The following is a 16,189-nucleotide window of genomic DNA, read 5'->3' as shown; positions in this document are numbered from 1 at the left end:
ACGAATGCAGGCTGAAATGGATTTAAGTTCATTCAGAAAATAGAGTGTAAAATTATGTTTTATTTGAATAAATTTATTTGGTTTACGCAATGATTTAGCGACTGAATTTGTCACAGCTTGGCACAATTTGTCACAGTTTGGCACAATGATTTTTTTGCAACACTCTTGTTTTAAAGCGCTTTATTTTTAAAGAAACCATCTTAATTTGCTGATATAATTTTAAGAGTTTACATTTTTAATTAAGTACCCCCTAATGATTAAACCTGAAGTGCCTAAAAATGAAATTGAACGTTTGTATGCGCTTAGAACCTTAAAAATTCTTGACTCATCACACGAAGAGCGCTTTGATCGAGTCACTCGCATGGCTAAACGCATGTTTAACGTATCAATCTCGCTGGTCACTATAATTGACGAAGACCGTCAATGGTTTAAATCCACGCAGGGACTCGAGCTTTCGGAGACGCCTCGCGAGATTTCATTTTGTGCACATGCCATTAATCAAGATAATTTATTCATAGTGCCTGACGCTTCCAAAGATAAACGCTTTTTTGATAATCCTCTTGTTACTGGCGGTCTGAAAATTCGCTTTTATGCCGGTTGTCCTTTAAAAATTAGGCAAGGTATTAATATAGGCACTTTGTGTCTTATCGATACAAAACCTAAATATTTTAACGAAGAAGACCAGCAGTTGCTTGAAGATCTAGGGGCTATCATTGAGCAAGAAATCAAATCTATTGAACTCGCTACTTTAGATGAGTTAACCATGATTTCTAACCGACGTGGTTTTTTGACTCTGGCCGAGCATAGTTTAAAAGTATGTCGACGTAATCAAATGTCAATGTCGTTTATATTCTTTGATTTAAACCAATTTAAGATCATTAATGATGAACATGGCCATCATGAAGGCGATTTTGTCTTAGCTACTTTTGCCAAAATAATGCTTAATTCATTTCGAGACTGTGATTTGATCGCTCGACTCGGTGGAGATGAATTTGTGGCTATGCTGAGCGACTCTGACTATTACTCAGGGAAAGCAGATATAGCACTAGAGCGATTTGCTGGCGCTATTGATCAAGCAAATGAAACCTTAAATAAACCTTACAAAATTGAGTACAGTGCCGGTGTTAGTTATTTTAAGCATGACACGGACAAATCAATAGAAGCAATGCTGCAAGCGGCTGATGCAGCCATGTATAAGCAAAAAAAAACTAATACTCTATAGCTCGACGTTATAACTGTTTCACTAAATTAATGCCGAAAACATGTGCGACTTTAAAGCGTAAAATACTGACAAAGTGTGTGAACTTGTAAGTTTTAGCGATGAAAAGCAGTGCAGAACAGTTGCGGATATTTTCTTAGAAAAGTTTACTGGCAAGTTTAAGTGTTTTGACGCAGTTACCACTAGTGATTAACGATAGCTACTGTTTTCAAAAACTTTAGCTTATTGCCGCTGATAAATCACACTAGCTTAAAGCAAAATCAATCTACTTTCCTTGCGCTAGTTCTAGTAGCTATTAAGGTCATAAATGCAGGCACTTAGCCATTTAGCAACAAAGTATTTATAACTCTTTTAACTTGAGTCATGTTTAAAGCTTATCAATAAAGCTTACCAATATAAGTTACTTTAATAAAAGCCATTTATTAAAGTAACTGTCTATAATATATTAATATGTAAAGTCATCAACTTTATTATTCGCTAGCGTTAATGACTTTAAATGGGGCTAAATTTTTTGCTCAAATAATAGCTTATGCATAGATAGTGTTAGCCCAGCGCGTTAGGCCAGCCGTTACGCTGCCAAAATGGTCACCAACAACAATAGGGGTATGTTGAAATTGCGATTGTAAAAACTTATTTAACATCGGTGATTTAGCACTACCACCAGTGACAAACACCACATCAGGTTGACAGTTAGCTTGGGCAATGGCATCTTTCATTAGCGCGGCTATCGCACTGAGTTGTCGATGACATGCCTCAGTAAAACCATCCCTATCAAGCTTAACACTGAGTCCTTCATAGATATCAGATAAATCTATTTGCTGCTCGGTTTGCTCGGTTAAGCCAATTTTGCTTTGCTCTGCGGCATTAACTACACGGTAGCTCAATTTTTGTTGTTGCACCGTTAACAAGCGAGTTAATAACTCAGGATGTTCTGCATCGCGGATCAGTTGCTGTAAAAACCGTCCATTCTCGGCACTGTAAAATTGTGTTTGGTGGCTAATATTGTTAATCGCCATTGCCTGAAAGTAACTGTTACTTGGCATTGTTTTACCCGATTTTAATAAACTATCTAAACCAAAACTCGGCATGATACCTTTCAGTGCAAAGGCAATATCAAAATCATTACCGCCAACTCGTTCACCACTGTGGCTTAATAAATCATTGCTTCTATCCGTTAACGCAGCGTGTTCTGGCCCCATTAAAAGCATTGAGCAATCTGTGGTACCACCGCCAATATCCACCACTAATACTTTGGTTTCTTTGGTGAGACTAGCTTCATATTCAAAGCCGGCTGCAACAGGTTCAAATTGAAATTCAACATCTTTAAAACCAACCCGTTTTGCTGCATTGGTTAATATTTGTATGGCTTGTTGATTACTTTCTTCACCTTTCATACCTTGAAAGTTAATAGGGCGACCAATAACGGTTTGATCAACACTTCTGCCAAGACTTTCTTCGGTAAGCGTTTTTATATTGCTCATCATAGAGGCAACAATATCTTCAAATAAGTCAACTTGCTGTGGCATTAAGCCACTGGCACCTAGAAACGATTTTGGTGACTTTATGTAGTAGCCTTCGTCCGGCTCTTGTAAATAGTTATTTAATGCGGCTTGGCCAAACGATAATTCGGTTGGATAGCCATCTAAGGTCAGCTCTCGTAGTGAGTTTTTTCCTTTGTTTATCTGTGCTTGACGTTGCTGTTGAAAGCTTTTTTGTTCTGCCAAAGCCAAATTATTGTGCAGCCAGTTGACAATAATGTCACGACTGGGCGCATACAAAGTTGAGGAGATATAGCGACCATGATCACCTAAAGATAATAGTTCTGGCGTGTTGTTTTTCATTACGCCGACAGCACAGTTTGATGTACCGTAATCAAATCCGATCATGTTGATATCCAAATATAAAATGGCCGCGAAGGATACTGGGATATGTAGCACTAGGCAAGGGCTTTATTAATATATTTCAAAGGCGCACAAACGTAGTTTTAATCCTATCAATCATGGCTATGTCGACGTTCACAGCTTAAACTTTTACCTGTATAATTTTTTCGCGGTTGAATCGATTTAAATTTAGGCTAAAAAATCAGAGCTAAAATGCAGAAGAAGTGAGCTAGTTCTGCTGATAAAGCTAAAGCCATGATGACAGCAGCGAGTGATAAATTAACCCATTAGCTAGCGAATACAGGTTTAACGCTTAAATAGTTTAATGCTGATGGTAGTAACGGCTTACAAGCCCAGGTGCTTTTATTATTGATAAAACGACATTAGTTGTACCCTGCAAGCAAAAGTGGATTTAAAGTCGTATGTGGCGTTTTGAGTGCTTATTGCTGCATTCACAAAAGGGTAAGATAGCCGGATTATTAAGGGTAAATTATCCGAGTAATTCAAACCAAAAGACAGCTTAAGGCTGCCTGTTGGTGTTTAATTTACATAAGAGCAAGCTCATTCACTTGGTGAACATTTCAACGGGTTATTTCTTATCCGTATAAAATAGCTCAAGGCACTAATAAAATGGCCATAAAAGACTAAACTATTTTAGCCCGAAGCCATGGCCAAAATAGTTTTAATATCAAGTGTGTCTTGATATTGCACAAAACCTTTTGTGCACTTAACGCGTGCTAATACCGCCATTCTATCTGAGAGTTCATTGCCTTCTATATTCGCATGACCTTTAACATGACTAATAATTAAATTACTTTTCAATGCTTGGTAGAGCGCAAAACACTGCTTAATTATTTCAAGGTTTTTAATTTCTTCACCTTTACCGCGAGTCCAGCCTTTAGCTTGCCAACCTTTTGCCCACTTAGTGATGCAATCAATTGAATATCTAGAGTCAGACAAGACTTGCACGGTTTTACCTTGTTTAATATGATCTTGTGCGTAGTTAAATGCGGCAAGTATGCCATTAAGTTCGGCGGTATTATTAGTGCCCATCGGCTCATATAAACCGTACCACAATTCAATGAGCTGTTGCTCTTGATACACTGCCATGCCCGTGCCTGACTTTCCTGGATTGGGAGAGCAAGCTCCGTCACAATAAATATTAATATCAGCACTTTGTTTAACCGGCGCTAAGCTATTACTTACGGCACTACTATCCGCTTTAACGTAGGCAGCAGAAGCGGCAGGTTTAGTGCTTGCACTTTTACTCATCGAGCGCTTAGTTAATGCTTTAGTGTAGCTTGATTGAAACGCCGCCTCGGCTTCAGCTTTTGATGCAAAACCCATATATTGTGCATCGGCACGTCCTTGGGTGTGGCTTTTAACATCATTCCACTGTTCAAATACCCCAGTTTTTGCACCCTTCCACACCACATAATATTTTTTACTCATCAATTGTTAACCCTATTTTATTCGCCATGATTTTTTATGCTCTGTACGCTATTTGTTAAGACTGCTTTACTTTTTTATTGTTTTTAATTGACCAAATAACTAGTAGGACACCAGCAATAAAAAACGGAATACTTAACATTTGCCCTGCAGTTAAGGCAATGTCAGCCGCATAGGCCGCTTGTTTTTCTTTCAACATTTCAATAAGAAAGCGAGCAGTAAAAATTAAAACTAAGAAAACACCTAAAATGGCACCGGGTGGTGTTTGGGATTTTTTCTGTTTATAAAAAATCATCAAAACAAAAAATATTGTTAAATAAGACAAGGCTTCATAAAGTTGAGCAGGGTGGCGAGCAAGGTTATCAATACGGGCAAAAACTACCGCCCAAGGGACATTACTCGGTGTGCCTAATATTTCAGAGTTAACAAAGTTTGCGCTGCGAACAAAAAAACCAAACAGCGCGGTACATATCGCGAGTCTGTCGAGTAACCAGAGAAAGTTCATCTGGTTTTTTTTGCTATAAACACCCGCTGCAATAATAGCCCCTAAACCGCCGCCATGACTGGCCAAGCCACCTTCCCAAATGGCAAGTATTTTAAGTGGGTTAGCAAAGTAATAGCTTGGGTCATAAAAGAAACAATGCCCTAAACGCGCACCGACGATAACACCAATAACGATATAGACCAGTAAGTTATCTAGCGCGACTAAATCTTGTTTCTCGGTTTGAAAAATCCACTTCATGACTTGTAAGCCAGATAAAATAGCGGTGGCGAATAACACGCCATACCAATGTATAGTCAATGGTCCAATGGAGAAAAATACGGGATCAAAATCCCAAACTAAATGTTGCAAAGCGTAGCCCTTAATGTTGCTTATGTTACTTATATTGAATGAGTTGAATGAGTTTAATGTGACTTTAAGTTAAGTCTTCACTTAAACAGCGATATTCTAGCAAGCTAGTGGTTGCTGTGCTGAATTAATTTCGCTGAAAGCGTTAATCACGTCTATGGGTTGTTCAACCTGGATTAAAACTTGTTCAAACGACTCAACAAAAGCCCCATCATGCCCCCGTATTTTATTGGCTGGTTAAAGGTTATTTTTATATTGTGTTGATTACTCCAGTCAATTTTTAAAAGTTCATTGGTTTTTTTTGCCTTTACTTTTAACTTTAATAAGAATATTAAGCGTTATTTTACAGGTTTTTTCACCATAAATATTTTTGTAGTGATGGTGATAATAATGGCAATAAGCGTTTTTATTTTAATCGTGCAGAAAAAGATGATTATATTCATCGCCATCCTATATATGTAGAATAACGATATGATATTTTAAAGGCTTTAATTAAACATTCGGTTATTCAATGGCCAGCACACGCGGCTGAACAATGGCCAACACATGAAGAATTTTAAGTATATTTAATCAATAACAATGAAGAGTAAAGACATGAAAAAAGTCTCAATGGGTAACTCGAGCATCGAATCTTCTCGTTTTATATATGGCTGCATGCGTATTGCCGGTGACAATAGTGCCAGTGATCGTATTAAAGGAAAAACAGCGATAATGGCTGCGCTAGAGGCGGGTTATAATCACTTTGATCATGCGGATATTTACGGTGCTGGTGAAAGCGAAAGTATTTTTGGTGAACTGTTAGCTGAAAAACCACATTTACGTGAGCAAATTATTCTCACCTCTAAAGCCGGTATTCGACCGCGCAATAATGATCACGACACTTATGCCCCCACGCGTTATGACTTTAGCCAGCCATACTTGTTGGCCAGTGTTGAAGCTTCACTTAAACGTTTACATACCGATCACTTAGATATGTTTTTATTGCATCGCCCAGATTATTTATTTGATGTGCATGAAGTCGCTGAAACTTTTGCGTTATTAAAAGCCAGTGGCAAAGTTAAGCATTTTGGTGTCAGTAATTTTAAACCGTCGCAAGTTGAATTATTAAAGTCTGCGCTCGCTATGCCCTTGTTGGTGAATCAAGTTGAAATTAATATTCACAATATTGATAGCTTACTTGATGGCACCTTAGATCAATGTCAGCAGCATGGTATTACACCGATTGCTTGGTGTCCTTTAGGGGGTGTTGCTTACTCTGCTTGGGGAAATACTTTTTCAGGTGAAGATGAACAAAGAATTGAAAACGAATTAAGCCACCAAAGTGAAAAATATGCTTGCGCGCCTTGGCAAGTTATTCTGGCTTGGTTATTAAAACATCCAGCCAATATCTGCCCCATCATAGGGTCAACCACACCAGAGCGCATTGTTGCCGCTAAACAAGCTTTAACACTAGATTACGCGCGTGAAGATTGGTATCGCTTATTAGAAGCTAGAAATGGTCAAGCTGTGCCATAACTATATTGAATCAAAACTATATCGTACTAAAAGTATATTGAATCAACAATATATCGCATTAAAAAAGCCACTGAAAAAGGTCAGTGGCTTTGATGTTATTTTAAGACAGGACAATCGCGAGTGATTGAGTTACAAACCATTATGATATTGAATATTGGTTGATTCAGGCACTAATTTATTCAGCTGTTTTTTTGCTGATGAATGGCTATCTATCGGGTTTTTAGACTCGTTAGTCGAGTTTTTATAAGCTAATAACTCTTCAAATTGGCTGATCAACAACGCCTTATCAGGCGCTTGGCGATCACCGGTACCTATGTTGGTTAAATCAATCATAAAACCGTCAAATAAATCAGATAAGTCTTCAATAATTTCCATATTTAAAAACTGATCTTGGTTGTAAATACTCGGGTAACCGGCTTTTTGTTTATCAATCGCGAACGACACACCTTTGAGATTAGTGATGGTGGTTGATTTATCACAAGAGAGCATACAGCCATTGTCGATACGTGGTTTTTCACAGCCAACACTTTGTTGGAAGAAACACTGTCGGCTAGTCATCAACAAAATAGGGTGGTAAATACTGTAAAATAATTTAAAGTTTTCTGGGCGAGCAATATGTTTCATTTGCATGGCGTTAATTTCGTTAGAAATAAAGGCACCGCTACAGTCAAAGTCTTCTTTCATCGCTAACAGCGCGTAGGAATTAGTGGTATTTAAAAATGGCCCTGCTATCCATTTTATGCCTAAGGCATTGGCTTTATAGGCAATGCCGGTATTGTTAGTGACAATTAATGGCGGTTTTACTTGCTCTAAAATAGTTACGGCAGCGTCATAATCTTTACCAATTAGCACCGCCGGAAACCACGGGATTAAACGTGGATTGTCCTGTAAAAAACCAACATATTTTGTACAGTCACGTTTATAAGCATCAGGCAATTTAAAATAAATATCGGCATGGGTAATATGCGCTAACTCAGCATCGGCTTCGTCACAGATCAAAATAGACAATTCATTTTTTGCTTGGCTTTTAACTTGGCTGCTAACTTGGCTGCTTAGTTCAGAGGCTACTTTTGGATGATTCACTAATGGCGGCAAGGTCACTTCTGGAATAATATCAACAGCATTATTTAACAAACTGGCGATTTGATTTTTCAGCGCGGTTAGCTCTTTAAACGGAATGCTCAAGCCGGTATTTAAGTTGTCACAGTTTAGCTCGGTCAGTAAAAACTCGGCGTTGTTAAAGCTTTTAAAGCGTTTTTCTATCGTGGCCTTATCAATACTGGCGTTTTCACTGGCGCGTAATAAGCTAGTGGATTGCACAGTGAAGCTATTTTGTTCAACAGAGAAGCCGGTAGTGGTTACGCTAACCTCTAAATGTTGTGCTGCTTGACCAGAAAAACGTAGCGATAGTGGTACTTTTTCAATACTTAAATGCTTTATTTTCTCAACCACTTCTGCTTCAATTTCATTTTTATCAGTTTGTAGGTTTTGCTCAACCTCATGAATTTGTACGACTGAAATTTGTTGCGACTTATCTTGAAACTTAGCTGGCGAATGGCTTTGGTTTTCAGTGGCGTTATGTTTATTTATGGCATGAACTTTTGAATTATCACGCGGATTATCAATAAACATTGATTGATTTAAATCGCCTCTTAAAAAGGCATTAGAAAAATCACGATTAAATACTTTGTAAAGACGTTCGCCATCTTCAGTTAATTCGCCGGTATTGAGGAAGCCATCAATTTGTTTACGAAAACTATCAACCACAGTATGTACATAATTTGCGCCTTTAATACGTCCTTCAATTTTAAACGAATGCACACCAGCGTCGATTAAAGCGGGCAAATCAAAAAAGGCAGAGTTGTCTTTAATGTTTAATGGGAAATTATGACCTGTGGCTGTGGTTTCATATTCTTCTCGACAAGCTTGGCTACAGCGACCGCGATTACCTGAATTGCCAACACTAGCAGACGTTGAATAACATAAACCTGAAAAGGCCACACAAAGCGAACCATGAACAAATACTTCGCTCAACAAGTTATATTCACGACACACAGCGGTTATGGCGGTAATTTCACGTAAGTTTAATTCTCTTGATAAATTAACCCGCGAAGCACCTAATTTTTTTAGGAACGGAATTTGTCCGATATTATGAGTGGTTAACTGGGTTGAAGCATGAATGTCTAAGGTCGGGAAATGCTTCTTGATGATATTAAACATGCCGATATCTTGTACGATAACGCCGTCTAACGTAGTGTTAACCAGTTTACTGAGTAACTTGGCAATAGACTTAAACTCACGTTCTAAAATAATCACATTTAAGGTTAAAAATATTTGGCATTGGTATTGGTGTGCCAAACGTATGATGCCAATCAGCTGTTCAAAGGATATATTAGCGGCGCGATTACGGGCATTTAGGGTATCTAAGCCGCAATATACCGCGTCGGCACCCGCTATAATGGCCGCTTTAATTGCGTCGACATCTCCACCGGGGGCTAATAATTCTATTTTATGATCCATTGGTACAACTTATTTTTTTCGCTAAATTTAAGAGCAGGGATTTTACCCGTATATTTCACCAATGAATACCGTTAAAGTTGCCGTTTATAAATAATGTTAATTCAATAGTTGCGTGTTATGGCATTACCTATCCTTTATTCGTTAAGAAACTGTCCTTATGCAATGCGAGCACGTATTGCTATTTTTAAGTCGCATCAACCGGTTGCGCTGCGTGATCTGGTATTAACGGATAAACCTGCCGCGATGATTTTAGCTTCCCCCAAAGCTACCGTGCCTATTTTAGTCTTGGATGAAAACAGCCCGTTTAAGCAGGATAATGCGCGAGGGAATAAAGCATTAAGCGAAGCAAGTACAAATCGAGCAGAAGATAACCGTGTCGTTATCGATGAAAGCCTAGATATTATGCTATGGGCGCTTAAAAAATCTGATCCCAACAACTTACTCCATGCTGATAACAGGGGCACTTTACCTATAAAGCCAGACGAAAAAGTCAATACCGTCCCCAACAAGACCAACGAAAAGTTAAATGAAATGTTGGCACTCATTAGCGAGTTTGATGTTGAATTTAAATTGCGTTTAGAAGCTTATAAATGCGCAAAGCGTTACCATGAAACTAACCTGAATGAATGCCGAACTGCATGCGAGTATTATATCCAACTATTGGAGTCACGCTTAATACAGCATGACTATTTATTTTCCACACAAGAGAGTTTAGCGGACATTGCTCTGTTGCCATTTATTCGTCAATTTGCCCGCATAGAACGCCAGTGGTATTTGCAATCACCGTATCCTAAGCTGAAAAATTGGCTGAATTGTTACCTACAAAGCCCGATGTTTACCCGAGTAATGGCAAAGCACCCACTGTGGCTTGAGTGTGGTGAAGAGGTTGTTTTTGTTGGTAAGTAAAAGCCGTTGGTCAGTGAACCTTAGTAAATGAAAACCGAGGGTAAGTGAGTCTAGGGCATTATCATGGGTTTAATTTTTTCGCTATTGTAGGCTTAATATTAGCTGTCTTATACGAGCTGCCTTGTACGAGCGATAAAACCGCTAAAATCACGATAGCTTGACATCAAAAATAAGCGGTATGTAGCTTAGTGATAATAACCAAGGCACTGTCAGCACTTATAATAAATAGCTAGAAATTATTTTTGATATTTCTAGTATTGAGCATTGCCCCGAAAACTCAAATTTCACTTTACCTAGGGCAGAAAAATATATTTCTAGTTCAGAATCAAGATCGAAGGTACCTGATGTTTCAATAGAGTAGGCAACAATATTTTTGTAAGGTAAAGAGGTGAAATCTTTTTTGCTGCCAGTAATACCCTGAACATTAACCGCAATTATTCTCTTATTGGTAAAGACTACACCGTCACGCATGGTTTTATATGAGTCAACTATTTGTTCATCATTCAACAGTAAGTCGCTTACTTTTTCAGCATAATCAGTGTCTTGCTTAAGCTTGAAAAAACCTTTGTTATTAAAGTCAATCATCGAAAAATCCTTGTATTGTTAATCTTTAATCATTACCTAGTTGTTGTTATTTTTCAAGATACAATTTAAATTGCGCTCCCTTTAGGTGTCTCTGAACTTTGAAACCGCACGAGTCTACGTCTATTAAGACGATGAAGTTGATTCGATTGCCGGAAAGTCTCTAGCTACACCTTGATCACACTTTATACAGTTTAGTTGCTGACCTAGCATCGCGTGTCGGGTTGCCTTATTGACTACCCATGGGCGGTTAATAAAAGGCGGTTGATGACGAACATGTTGGAAATGGCCACATTCTAGTCTGGCTACCCAATGATTTTCGTCATCAAGATGGTAGTCGATGATAGCTTGTAGCATATTGTTTCTTCCATTGACAATTTTATGGGATAGTTAACGTGAGTTATGAGTAATCTGTCGTTGCTTATTGCTTATTGCTTATTTTTTATCGGTAATAGGTAATTAACAGCATAAAATCAGTAAGTTAATTTACAAGCCAACATTTATGATGAATAAGAAAAGTTACTAGGCGTTAATTAAGGGGGTTTATTCATTATTTTCACTTGGTTACCTAGTTACTTGTTATTGTTACTTGCCATTGTTGCTCGCCATGTTTGTTCATCAATGGCATCAGTTTCATGGTCGAGTCGTTCAATAAAAGTAATACCATCAAGATGGTCTAACTCGTGCTGAAAAATACGCGCAAGAAAGTCAGTAAAGGTTAGTTGATGCGCTTGGCCTTGTTCATCGAGATATCGTACAGAGATACTTTGATGACGACTGACCAAAGCGCGTTTGCCTTTCACACTTAAACAGCCTTCCCAGCCTAACACTTGCTGAGTACTGGCGCTGAGTATTTCTGGGTTGATGATAACTGCAGGCGCTAATAACGGCGCATCAGGGTAGCGTTCACTGGGCGCAGAACACATGATAAATAAACGCACACTTTTGCCCACTTGCGGCGCGGCAATACCAACACCATTGGCTTGGGCAACGGTACCTTTTAGATCTTCAATTAGCTGCTTTATCTCAGCCGTGTGAACATTGGCTATTGGTTTTGCGATAGCAGATAAAACCGGCTCACCACGTTGTAAAATAGTTAAAGTGCTCATGATGATACTTGGCTTTTTTGCTCTGCATTGAGCGCAGAGACTGTGCTGGCAGAGGTTTGATTTATTTTTTCACGTTCTTTTTTAAAGTAAAACCAGCTAACAACGAATAAGATAACAATAAAAGGTAAACCGGTTAATACCACTACATGCCAACCTGCTTTAAACAATATCCAGCCAGCCATTAATGACGCGATAGCCTGAAAGCCAAAAATAATAAAGTCATTAATCGCCTGTACTTTATGACGTTCGCTAGCTTGATAACTTTGGGGTAATAGCGAGGTGCCGGTAAGAAAAAGAAAATTCCAGCCAATGCCCAATAAAATTAATGCCCACCAATAATGCATCACTTGTTCACCCGACAAGGCAATAACCGTGACCACCGCATAAATGATGGTGCCTGCGAGCATTAAGTTTTTTAAGCCAATGCGTTTGACTAATAAGGCGGTAAATAATGATGGAATAAACATCGCGGCAATGTGACTTTGGATCACCCATTTTGTATCGTTTAAACTATGACCATGAAGTTTGTGCATGCTCAGAGGGGTTGCGGTCATTAGATAACTCATCAGAGCAAAGCCAATAGCGGCTGACAATATGGCGATAATGAAAATAGGTTGTTTGATTATTTCAATTAAGGGCCTAGCTTGGCCTTGGTTACCACTGGTTTTTATTTCAGGATTAGTAAAGTTCAACATCAGCAACATAGCAAGGAGAAATAGCCCAGACAAAAATAAGAAAGAACCGGCATAGCCGTGTGGTGAGCTTAACCAGTCTTTTGCGGTTACGGCTATTTCAGGCCCTAAAAAAGCAGAAAAAATGCCACTGAGCATTAAAATCGATAATACCCTTGGTACTTCATTGTTGTTGCCAACACTTTCAATCGCGGCAAAGCGTAATTGTTGGGTAAAAGCGGTACTAATACCCAGTAAAAAACTGGCTAAAATGAGTAATTCAAAATGGGCGTTTAAGGCAGCAAACATGGCGACCAGTGTGCCGGAAAAACCTAGCGAGAAGCCAGTAAACGCCGCAAAACGTCGACCTTTATTTTTAGCTAATAACGCCGCTGGAATAGCGCCGCTGGCCACGCCGAGTATCATCATAGTCACCGGTAGGGTAACTAGTGCGGGATCAGCGCCCATGCTAGTGGCAAGTATACCGCCAATAAAAACAATCACTGGCGATGCGGCCATCACTAGAGGTTGTACTAAAAAAAGTAACCAGACGTTTTTAGGTAGCGTAAACAGCCGTTGTAAGCCAAAAAAGCTTAAGAGCAATAACGCCAGCGTGATGAAAATATTGATTAGCATTAACTGCCCTTATAGATGACCGCCGAATTTGGCTAAATAGTCTGAGACTATCATACTGAAATTTTAATACTTTAGGGAGAATTAGCGACTTTGACGATAATAAATTATTTTTAATTATTTATTATCAATCGTTAAATCGAGTGATAAACTGCGTTTTGAAAATTATTCGTTTGCTTGATAAAGAGTCATAGGATTAATGGCAATAACTCTTTAGCCAAGCACTTTGCAAAAATTAATAATAACAAGTCGAGTCATTAATTAGTCGATTTGCTATAAGCCAAGAAAGAGTTGTAATGAAATTTAGCCCGTTAGTTCAAGAACTTATTGATTCATTAAAATGTTTACCTGGGGTTGGTGCAAAATCAGCGCAGCGCATGGCCTTTCATTTACTTGAGCGAAACCGTCATGGCGGTAACAAGCTTTCACAAACCTTGGCTCGGGCCATGGAAAATATTGGTCATTGCGAACAATGTCGTACATTTACTGAAGAAGCCTTGTGCGATATTTGCCTGAGTCCTAAGCGTAAAATAGCGGCGCAATTGTGTATTGTTGAAACGCCAGGTGATGTTATTGCCATTGAACAAACGGGTGAGTTTCAAGGGCTTTATTTTGTCTTAATGGGACATTTATCCCCCCTTGATGGTATTGGTCCAGATGACTTAGGTTTAGACGTTTTGGAAAAACAATTGGCGACAGGGCAATTTAGTGAAGTTATTTTAGCGACTAACCCGACCGTGGAAGGAGAAGCCACCGCGCATTTTATTGCTGAACTGACTCAAACCTATGATGTTAAAATTTCACGTATTGCTCACGGTGTGCCGGTCGGTGGTGAACTAGAATATGTTGACGGAAATACCTTGTCACATGCACTGTCAGGCCGTAAAAATTATAGTTTTTAGTCTTGATAAATCTAAGCTAGGTTTAGCATTTAGCGAGCACTTGATAAACATCAGTTTTAGGGGATATTACGCTTATTAAAAATGCATAAAGCAATGAACTCGCCCATAGCTTTACATATTTTAAATGAAGCTGAAGAAGTTACCTTTTAGCAGAAGGTATGCTTAAATTTACTCAACAAGCTTAATGGTTGAATAAAAGCTATTTAAGTTCAATTTTAATCATCACCATTATTAGTATGCCAATGTTTTTAATATGGTCTGTGGTGGCGGGCAGGTATAAAGTTTGTCGGTTAGTGGCTATTAAGGCTTACCCGCTTAGTTGGCCTTTAATTCATCAAGTTAAATGAAATTTAACTTCTCTCAGCACAAATGCCAATAAACAAAAATAACAGCCATTGCAGATGTTTATTGAGCCATCACTTTGATCGCCCGCTAAACCTTTGACGGACTGAAGTCCGACCGACAAAACAATTACCTTACGCTATATCACCACCCGTGAAAGTAATTTTGGCCAACATACTCCTTTCTTCCTTCCTTCCTTTATAGCCTTTTAAAAATAAAACTTTATAACTTAACATCCTTGTTGTCGAGCAGAGGGTTTTAATTAATTATCTATAAATTACAAGCAAGTTGGTTATGGGTCATTAAATTGTTTTTCGCATATTTGAGTAATAATATGCCACATAGAACAATAAAAGCGGTTAAATACAGTGCAGCGTTATAATTGTTAAATTTCGCGATTAACGTCACACAATAAAGTGGTGCAACTACTTGTCCAACGCCATAAGCGGCTGTAATCACCCCCATAATAAAAACGGGGTTTTTACCGGCTAATTGGCCACCAAAATTCATAAACAGTGAAACAAGGCCAATAAAGGTGACACCGTATAACACGCCACTGAGTAAATTAAGCCATATATTGGCAGAGAAGGTTGGGATTAAAATACCAATGATCTGCAGCGCCATCGCTACCATCATAATGTCGATACTATTGTACCTGTGTGCCAAACGCATCCAAAGAATGCAAGAAGGAATACCTGCTAAACCAACCGCTAACCAAGCATAGCCGCCATAACCGGCTAACCCCGGTAGTGAGTTTACAATGTCAGGAAGAAAGGTTGCTTGTATCACCATGCCAACACCTTCGGTGAAGTAGGCCAGCGCTAAAACAATTACCAGTGGCGTAAATAACGACTTATCAAATTTGTGGCTAATCACTTTGTCAGCACTTTGCTTGTCAAAACTGAGAATATAGGCTGAATAGCAGGCGAATATTAGCCCCGCAATCGCTAAAGCTAACCAAGCATGTTGCCAATTTTCGCTATAGGTAAAAACACTGCGCATGATTAAGTCAGAAACCAATATTGAAAAACCTAAACCACTAAAGTGTATACCCATTGCTTTGGTTTTATTGGTATTTTGTAGTTTTGACATCACGATGGCAGAGCCAACCACTAATGCCATAGCCGCGCCAAAGCCGGCAAATAGGCGAGACACTAGCCAAATAGTATTGTTTTGGGTCAAAGCCAGTAGCAGTGATGTGATAACACACAAGGCCAAGCCGATGCGGAAAAATTTCACTTTGGCATGAATATCTTTAATAAAAATAGAGAAAATTGAACCCAATAAATAACCGACATAGTTAATTGACGCGAGTACGCCGGCGAAAGCGATACTGAGGTGGTTTTCCAACATGGCTGGCAGTAATGAGGTAAAGGCAAAACGCGCGACGCCAACACCAACCACTAGGGCTAGAATGCCAGCCAATAAGATCGCGGCATTGTTATTTCGATCAAGCAAGATGTTAAATCCCTGTGTTATCGCTTACGGTCAATACTGATGAAAAGACAGTAACTGAGCCAATTTTGGTCGTTAAAGTACAAACAAGCTAATACTTTAATGTAAGAACAGAAGTTACTGAAAGCAAATCATTATTTGTTATATAGAGTATAT

The 16,189-nt window shown here is 38.8% G+C and carries 13 protein-coding genes; 4 read left to right on the top strand and 9 right to left on the bottom strand.

What is annotated here, in order from left to right:
• Positions 1–253: 253 nt before the first annotated feature.
• Positions 254–1,222 carry a sensor domain-containing diguanylate cyclase gene (locus tag H4J54_RS01220; RefSeq protein ID WP_182189007.1) on the top strand — a complete coding sequence of 323 codons (969 nt, stop codon included), beginning with the start codon at positions 254–256 and terminating at the stop codon, positions 1,220–1,222.
• Between the two features lie 524 nt (positions 1,223–1,746).
• On the opposite strand, the gene yegD is transcribed toward H4J54_RS01220, so the two are convergent.
• From yegD to lgt, 3 genes are all read right to left on the bottom strand, one after another.
• The gene (gene yegD / locus H4J54_RS01215) at positions 1,747–3,105 is read right to left on the bottom strand and encodes a molecular chaperone (protein WP_182189006.1); all 1,359 of its coding nucleotides are present in this window, start codon (positions 3,103–3,105) and stop codon (positions 1,747–1,749) included.
• A 648-nt stretch (positions 3,106–3,753) separates the two neighbouring features.
• The gene (locus H4J54_RS01210) at positions 3,754–4,551 is read right to left on the bottom strand and encodes a ribonuclease H family protein (RefSeq protein ID WP_182137571.1); all 798 of its coding nucleotides are present in this window, start codon (positions 4,549–4,551) and stop codon (positions 3,754–3,756) included.
• 55 nt (positions 4,552–4,606) lie between these two features.
• Positions 4,607–5,401: a prolipoprotein diacylglyceryl transferase gene (gene lgt, locus H4J54_RS01205; RefSeq protein WP_182189005.1), complete on the bottom strand. Its 795-nt coding sequence runs from the start codon at positions 5,399–5,401 to the stop codon at positions 4,607–4,609.
• Positions 5,402–5,992: 591 nt separating this feature from the next.
• On the opposite strand from lgt, the gene H4J54_RS01200 reads away from it, so the two are divergent.
• On the top strand, positions 5,993–6,913 hold the full coding sequence (locus H4J54_RS01200; protein WP_182189004.1) for an aldo/keto reductase family oxidoreductase: 921 nt from the start codon (positions 5,993–5,995) through the stop codon (positions 6,911–6,913).
• 129 nt (positions 6,914–7,042) lie between these two features.
• Here the strand turns inward: H4J54_RS01200 and H4J54_RS01195 are convergent, their stop codons facing one another.
• Positions 7,043–9,433, bottom strand: a complete 2,391-nt coding sequence (locus H4J54_RS01195; RefSeq protein ID WP_182189003.1) for a peptidase U32 family protein — start codon at positions 9,431–9,433, stop codon at positions 7,043–7,045.
• 117 nt (positions 9,434–9,550) lie between these two features.
• On the opposite strand from H4J54_RS01195, the gene H4J54_RS01190 reads away from it, so the two are divergent.
• Positions 9,551–10,339 (top strand): glutathione S-transferase, encoded by a 789-nt coding sequence (locus tag H4J54_RS01190; RefSeq protein WP_182189002.1) that lies wholly within the window; start codon positions 9,551–9,553, stop codon positions 10,337–10,339.
• Between the two features lie 216 nt (positions 10,340–10,555).
• Here H4J54_RS01190 and H4J54_RS01185 read toward each other — a convergent pair whose 3' ends face one another.
• The 4 genes from H4J54_RS01185 to H4J54_RS01170 form a co-directional block, all read right to left on the bottom strand.
• Positions 10,556–10,924, bottom strand: coding sequence for a PH domain-containing protein (locus H4J54_RS01185; RefSeq protein ID WP_182189001.1), 369 nt, complete (start codon positions 10,922–10,924; stop codon positions 10,556–10,558).
• A gap of 123 nt (positions 10,925–11,047) precedes the next feature.
• Positions 11,048–11,278, bottom strand: coding sequence for a DUF3565 domain-containing protein (locus H4J54_RS01180; protein WP_182189000.1), 231 nt, complete (start codon positions 11,276–11,278; stop codon positions 11,048–11,050).
• A 215-nt stretch (positions 11,279–11,493) separates the two neighbouring features.
• Positions 11,494–12,030, bottom strand: a complete 537-nt coding sequence (gene def, locus H4J54_RS01175) for a peptide deformylase (RefSeq protein WP_182188999.1) — start codon at positions 12,028–12,030, stop codon at positions 11,494–11,496.
• Positions 12,027–13,337 carry an MFS transporter gene (locus H4J54_RS01170; protein ID WP_182188998.1) on the bottom strand — a complete coding sequence of 437 codons (1,311 nt, stop codon included), beginning with the start codon at positions 13,335–13,337 and terminating at the stop codon, positions 12,027–12,029. The genes def and H4J54_RS01170 overlap by 4 nt, the downstream gene beginning before the upstream one ends.
• A 293-nt stretch (positions 13,338–13,630) precedes the next feature.
• On the opposite strand from H4J54_RS01170, the gene recR reads away from it, so the two are divergent.
• Entirely contained in the window at positions 13,631–14,236 is a 606-nt protein-coding gene (gene recR / locus H4J54_RS01165) for a recombination mediator RecR (protein WP_182137581.1), read from the top strand.
• A 612-nt stretch (positions 14,237–14,848) separates the two neighbouring features.
• On the opposite strand, the gene H4J54_RS01160 is transcribed toward recR, so the two are convergent.
• Positions 14,849–16,036: a YbfB/YjiJ family MFS transporter gene (locus H4J54_RS01160; RefSeq protein WP_220464161.1), complete on the bottom strand. Its 1,188-nt coding sequence runs from the start codon at positions 16,034–16,036 to the stop codon at positions 14,849–14,851.
• Between the last annotated feature and the right edge of the window lie 153 nt (positions 16,037–16,189).

The organism is Colwellia sp. MB3u-8, from assembly GCF_014076985.1.
GTDB lineage: Bacteria > Pseudomonadota > Gammaproteobacteria > Enterobacterales > Alteromonadaceae > Cognaticolwellia.
This window is presented reverse-complemented; position numbering and strand designations above follow the sequence as displayed.

What these genes read in the sequence shown, in the direction of transcription:
- H4J54_RS01195 (WP_182189003.1), bottom strand. Translation starts at nt 9,433, where the DNA reads ATGGATCATAAAATAGAATTATTAGCCCCCGGTGGAGATGTCGACGCA.
- H4J54_RS01190 (WP_182189002.1), top strand. Translation starts at nt 9,551, where the DNA reads ATGGCATTACCTATCCTTTATTCGTTAAGAAACTGTCCTTATGCAATG.
- H4J54_RS01220 (WP_182189007.1), top strand. Translation starts at nt 254, where the DNA reads ATGATTAAACCTGAAGTGCCTAAAAATGAAATTGAACGTTTGTATGCG.
- H4J54_RS01170 (WP_182188998.1), bottom strand. Translation starts at nt 13,337, where the DNA reads ATGCTAATCAATATTTTCATCACGCTGGCGTTATTGCTCTTAAGCTTT.
- def (WP_182188999.1), bottom strand. Translation starts at nt 12,030, where the DNA reads ATGAGCACTTTAACTATTTTACAACGTGGTGAGCCGGTTTTATCTGCT.
- H4J54_RS01210 (WP_182137571.1), bottom strand. Translation starts at nt 4,551, where the DNA reads ATGAGTAAAAAATATTATGTGGTGTGGAAGGGTGCAAAAACTGGGGTA.
- H4J54_RS01200 (WP_182189004.1), top strand. Translation starts at nt 5,993, where the DNA reads ATGAAAAAAGTCTCAATGGGTAACTCGAGCATCGAATCTTCTCGTTTT.
- H4J54_RS01185 (WP_182189001.1), bottom strand. Translation starts at nt 10,924, where the DNA reads ATGATTGACTTTAATAACAAAGGTTTTTTCAAGCTTAAGCAAGACACT.
- recR (WP_182137581.1), top strand. Translation starts at nt 13,631, where the DNA reads ATGAAATTTAGCCCGTTAGTTCAAGAACTTATTGATTCATTAAAATGT.
- yegD (WP_182189006.1), bottom strand. Translation starts at nt 3,105, where the DNA reads ATGATCGGATTTGATTACGGTACATCAAACTGTGCTGTCGGCGTAATG.
- H4J54_RS01180 (WP_182189000.1), bottom strand. Translation starts at nt 11,278, where the DNA reads ATGCTACAAGCTATCATCGACTACCATCTTGATGACGAAAATCATTGG.